At 70.1% G+C, this 488-nt stretch carries 1 protein-coding gene; it reads left to right on the top strand.

Features of this window, described 5'->3' with window-relative positions:
• Window positions 1-21: 21 nt before the first annotated feature.
• Window positions 22-488, top strand: a 467-nt coding sequence (locus ACLF6P_RS29950) for a ketoacyl-synthetase C-terminal extension domain-containing protein (RefSeq protein ID WP_415954560.1), incomplete at its 3' end; no start/stop codon positions are given.

Here is a 488-nt window from a genome sequence, read left to right as displayed (position 1 = left end):
GTGTTGCCTCGGACGCTGCATGTGGATGAGCCGTCGTCGAAGGTGGACTGGTCGGCGGGTGAGGTGCGTCTGCTGACGGAGTCGCAGGAGTGGCGGGCGGCGGGAGACCGTCCGCGTCGTGCGGGTGTGTCGTCGTTCGGTATCAGCGGCACGAACGCGCACGTGATCCTGGAGCAGGCACAGGAAGAGCCGGACCCGGTGGAGGCCGTCGAGGAGCCGTCGGTCGCGCTGCCGGTGGTGCCGTGGGTGTTGTCGGCGAAGTCGCCGCAGGCGTTGGCGGGTCAGGCGGAGCGCCTACTCACCTTCGTGGACCAGGTTCCTGCGGTGGATGTGGGCTGGTCGCTGGTGTCGACGCGTACGGCGTTCGAGCACCGTGCGGTGGTCGTCGGCGACGACCGTGCGGCGTTGCTGAGGGCGCTGGCGGAGGGTTCTTCGGCCCCGGGTGTGGTGCGGGGGACGGTGTCGGCGGGTCGTTCGGCGTTCCTGTT

The organism is Streptomyces lothianensis (genome assembly GCF_047779955.1).
GTDB lineage: Bacteria > Actinomycetota > Actinomycetes > Streptomycetales > Streptomycetaceae > Streptomyces.
This window is presented reverse-complemented; position numbering and strand designations above follow the sequence as displayed.